The organism is Corynebacterium sp. KPL2838, from assembly GCF_040225455.1.
GTDB lineage: Bacteria > Actinomycetota > Actinomycetes > Mycobacteriales > Mycobacteriaceae > Corynebacterium > Corynebacterium rhinophilum.
Genome location: NZ_JBEHFT010000061.1, coordinates 1 through 4,641 on the forward strand (window position 1 = coordinate 1; position 4,641 = coordinate 4,641).

Genomic DNA, 4,641 nt, shown 5'->3' on the forward strand with positions numbered 1-4,641 from the left:
TTGTGTGTGGGAACCTAACCCGCATGAGGAGATGAACCAGAATGACTACTATGGCGAGACGAGATCCGGCCGATAAGAGAGTGTCCGATTCTTTGTGTGCGGGGGCTTGGTTTACAAGTAATCCGCGAATCGATCCGGGTAAGCCACAGCTAGTTGGTTGATGGCTTGTTTCCACCCGGTGGCTTTCGCTCCTTCAATATAGCCGTTGCACTCAATGTTGCGCTTGGCTTTCTTCGCCCGCTGGGCAGCACGCTTGTCTTCGATATTGCAGATCATCAGCCACAGTGTCTTTAGCGCTGCGGTATCGTTCGGGAATTGGCCCCGGTTACGAGTAGCTTTACGCAGTTGGGCGTTGAGCGATTCGATCGAGTTGGTGGTGTAAAGCACCCGCCGTGCCGCCGGTGGGAACTGCAGAAACGGCACGAACCGATCCCACGCGTCGCGCCAGACTTTGACCGACTGCGGATATTTCTGACCTAGTTCACTGGCCTCGAAAGCATCCAGGTTGGCGCGTGCGGTGTCTCCTCGTTAGTGGCGGTGTAGACCTCACGCAGCGCGCGGGAGACAGATTTGCGGTCCTGATAAGACACCCACCGGTTCGCAGCCCGAATCAGGTGCACAATACAAGTCTGCACCATGGAATTCGGCCAGGTTGCCTCCACGGCTTCTGGCAGGCCTTTTAAGCCCGTCGCAGCACACGATGAACACGTCCTGGACCCCGCGGTTGGCCAGATCTGCGCACACCGATGCCCACAATGCAGCTCCTTCATTATCCGCGATCCACAATCCCAGGATGTGCTTGATGCCGTCCATGTCGACACCAACCGCCATGTAGCAAGCCTTATTGACCACGCGGTGCCCGTCGCGGATCTTGACGCGGAGCGCGTCGAGGAAGATCACCGGGTAAAACTCGTCGAGCTGGCGGTTTTGCCAGATCATGACCTCTTCCAAGACCGCGTCGGTAATGGTGCTGATCGTATCCGGGCTCATATCCACACCGAGGGTGGTCGCGAGATGATGGCAAATATCGCGCACTGTCATCCCGCCGGCGTACAGCGAGATAATCATGTCGTCGAGCTCTGTGAGCCGACGTGTGCCCTTGGGCATCATCCGGGGAGTAAACGTGCCGGCGCGATCCCTGGGCACGGTCACTTCCACCGCGCCGTAGCCAGAGTTGACGGTTGTGGTGTACGACCCGTTGCGGTGATTGCTTCCTTGGGCGGGGCCAACCTGGGCTTTCGTCTTGCGGTCGCAGTGGCTATAGCCCAAATGCGCATCCATCTCTGCCTGGAGACCAGCGTTAATCGAAGCCTGCAACAGGCCTTTGACCAGCTCGCTGGCGTCATCGGTGGACGTCGACAGCTCGCCGATCAAGCTGGCGAGCTTAAGGATTTTCCATCAGCTTCTCACTGATGTCGTTGACCCTCGCCGGGTCATGGTTTTTCTTCGGTGACACAGTAGTCATTATCTGTGAAACTCCTTCTAGATCAGAGCCTCACACACAAACTTCCTGACACTCTCGGGTCGGCGGCAGGTGGTGCTACCTCTATCGGGCGATCACCGCCGGTGGCCAGACCCTGGACTTTTACCTCTCTTCGAATCGGAACGTGGCCGCAGCGAAGTGTTTCCTGGCCAAGGCCGTCAGATCCAATGCGTCAGCCGGGTATCCCAGAGTGATCAACACCGATAAATCACCCTCCCTAGCCAGGGCAATCGCCGAGTTGAAGTCAGAGGGAATCTGCCCGCCAACAGTGGAACACCGGCAGGTGAAATACCTCAACAACACCCTGGAAGGCGACCATGGTCGGCTGAAGCGGATCCTCGGGCCAAAAGGCGCGTTTAAGAACCGGACATCTGCATATCGGACGTTGAAAGGGATGGAGGCGATGCACTCATTGCGGAAAGGGCAAGGTACGATGTTTGCCTACGGGCAACCGAACCCGGACGCGGTGATCGTCAACCAGGTCTTCGAGACGGCCTAACAACGCCCACACGCAGCGGCCATCAGGGAATGAGAAACTGAGTCTTCGCTGCTCTCCGCCCAACTTTGCAACAGTACCGCTAAAACAATCGGGAAGCCTACACCTTCACCTCGGATATGATCGCCGAGAACTTTTCGACAAAATGGACTACTGCGGTAGAGCGAAGAAACTTTCGCAACGACATCAAGAAGGCCATTCATGACATTCTGTGTGTGGCCTAACGCTGGAATTACCTCCAATACTGACCGGTGTCACGTTGATCAAGACAGTCACCTCAGTCCGACAGCGGCCGTCTCGTCCAGAACTCGACTAGACAGAACACAGAAGACTAGCGCCCTCCGGCGCGCTTTCTTTTTACCTGAAAGCACTTTGCGCTGATCTGCCATCATCTTGCTAGTTATACACAGGGGTTTACCTATTTTCCCAGGTGGCTTATAACTATATCCCTGTCGATCTATATCCCCAGCCGATCAACCAACAGAACCGTCATATTGTGGGTTATGGTTTATACTCCCGCCTCGCCTTGCGGCTCGTTGGGCTGCCGCCCAAATCAAAGATTTGGTTGCCACCAACCAGCCCTTGTTACGGGTGCGTTGTGAAAGAATCAACAACTAAGACTTACCTACCCACCTTAGAAAGCCATGACCACACCACAATCCCTGATCACTCGCCTGGCGTTCCCAGACGCCACTGAGCGCACTGAAGCTGACATTCAGTCCGACATCAAGACCCTGCTGACTACCGCCGACTTCGACCTGGATACCCCACGGTTGGAAGAGCAGATCGGTGATGGTTCTCACCGACGAATCGACATCGCCACCGGAGCCACTGTCATCGAAGTAAAAAAGCGGCTCACCAACGAGAGCGCCGACGCGGACTACATCAACCAACTCGCTGGCTACGTCACTACCCGCATGAGCCAAGATGGTTCCCGCTACAACGGAATCCTCACCGACGGGAAAACCTGGTGGCTGTTCGAGCAGTCCCCGCCGATGGCTCCTTCGTCCGGCGCAGCACCTTCGAGCTTGCCCCTGGAGCTACCGGGTTCGGGCTTATTGAATGGCTCAAAGCCGTGTTGGCTACTCGGAGCAATTCGCGAATATCATTTTGATTGAACCTATCACAGGCGAGAACTCTCATTTATGAAACATCGGGAATCCCGCAATTCTCATTCCACCAGCGAGAGTATTCCACATGCTGTAGGATGCGGCTCATCTGAGAAGCGGGATGTCAGGATGGCGTGTATCCTAGATTTGTTCCGCCTATCGATACAGAAAGGTTCTATCATGAATCGAGTCGCACTTCTGACAGTTGTGTCTCTAATCACTGCAGGTATTGCCCCCGCAGCTTCTGCCGAAACGGTTGAACAAGCAGAGAAAACTCCTGTTTGGTCTGAAGAGCAATTTGATAGGTCTCTTAAGGAGATCACTCCTGAAGAGAAGAAGCAGCTTGAGCTAATTAGTAACGTCGGTGAACATATTGATTACGACGATGAGGGTAACCTCAAGTCCGATCTCAACGATGATCAGCTTCGCAGTGATTATGGTTTCGAAGACAAAGATGTCAGTTTTTTCCACTCAGTGCTTGCTGAGGATGAAAGCATTGTTCAGCACAAGGAAAACGAGCCAAAAATTGTCACTACATATGATCACAAGCTCGGCCACATATCAAATAGCGATTTGACGGTTGGGACGGCTGCAACTCTTACCGCAGCGGCAATGGAAGGGCCAGCTGCTCTTGAGGCGGCATTCTTTGCTTGGGGTGCTGTAGCAGGCGGGCCGATCGGAGCTGCTATTTCTGGCGCTGCCGGCCTTCTTGGGGCAACTTACTTTGTCGATCTCGCTACTAAAATCACAGGGGCGGTCGCGGTATTACCTGGTACTCTAAGTGGGGATTTCCGCCAATTACCGCAGAGATTGAGGATGACTAATGCGGACGGATAAAGATCCAAAGTTTATTCGCTTTCCAGAATCTCTGTGGGCTTTTGTCACTATATTCCCCTCGGATATTATTGAGAAACATGGAGTTGAGCACTTTTTCAATTCTGGATATTTGTGGCTCTATTCAATATTGGGAGTAATCCTTTTTGGTATTTCCATGATCATGGGTGAAAAAGCGGTATCTCCTTGGATGCATCGTGTGCGTTCCATTTTCCTCTTTGCTGCAACGATAGCTATTACAGCTTTCTTCCCTAGCTTGGTTGGGCGAATAGTCGTGGCGTTCCTAGCCATCTGCTACTTTTTCTGGCCCAATAACCATATAGTCTTTCGTCGAGCAGCGGCATGATCGGTGTTTTAAGTGGAGCTAGCAGTTTATTAATCACTTGATAAAAAGTGATAGGATCTTGCTAAACTATCTTCCAAAACTTGGCCACAGTACTCATGCGGGTACTGTGGCCAAATTGGTGCATCTATCAAAAAGGGTACATAAGGGTTAAGCAGCTCTTAACTATGGAGTTGTGACGCCTTGAGAGTGTCAGGGAGATTTGGATTCAGAATCCCGCCACAAGGAGTTATTGAAATCCGCCCTTGATGCCCTTTTCTCGTTTCCGACCTAACCTAAACGGAACACGCCTAGGGGGATGAAGCGTCCTGGGTTTAGTTCCGCTTCTTTTACGGCCCTGTGTTGATGGGCTGGGTGAGATAGTACTCGGTTTCTA

At 52.9% G+C, this 4,641-nt stretch carries 3 protein-coding genes and 2 pseudogenes; 4 read left to right on the forward strand and 1 reads right to left on the reverse strand.

The features are described from left to right. Positions 1-111: 111 nt before the first annotated feature. Positions 112-1,465 (reverse strand): annotated as a pseudogene (locus ABRP98_RS11455) (IS256 family transposase). 55 nt (positions 1,466-1,520) lie between these two features. Between ABRP98_RS11455 and ABRP98_RS11460 the strand changes: the two are divergent. The 4 genes and pseudogenes from ABRP98_RS11460 to ABRP98_RS11475 all read left to right on the forward strand — a co-directional run. After that, positions 1,521-1,982 (forward strand): annotated as a pseudogene (locus tag ABRP98_RS11460) (IS6 family transposase); the annotation flags it as partial. A gap of 641 nt (positions 1,983-2,623) precedes the next feature. Then, positions 2,624-3,097 carry a PDDEXK family nuclease gene (locus tag ABRP98_RS11465; protein ID WP_349859329.1) on the forward strand — a complete coding sequence of 158 codons (474 nt, stop codon included), beginning with the start codon at positions 2,624-2,626 and terminating at the stop codon, positions 3,095-3,097. Between the two features lie 171 nt (positions 3,098-3,268). After that, a complete protein-coding gene (locus ABRP98_RS11470) occupies positions 3,269-3,925 on the forward strand; it encodes a hypothetical protein (protein WP_349859331.1) in 657 nt (218 codons plus the stop codon). Then, entirely contained in the window at positions 3,912-4,268 is a 357-nt protein-coding gene (locus ABRP98_RS11475; RefSeq protein ID WP_239268985.1) for a hypothetical protein, read from the forward strand. Before ABRP98_RS11470 ends, ABRP98_RS11475 begins: the two co-directional genes overlap by 14 nt. Positions 4,269-4,641: the final 373 nt, after the last annotated feature.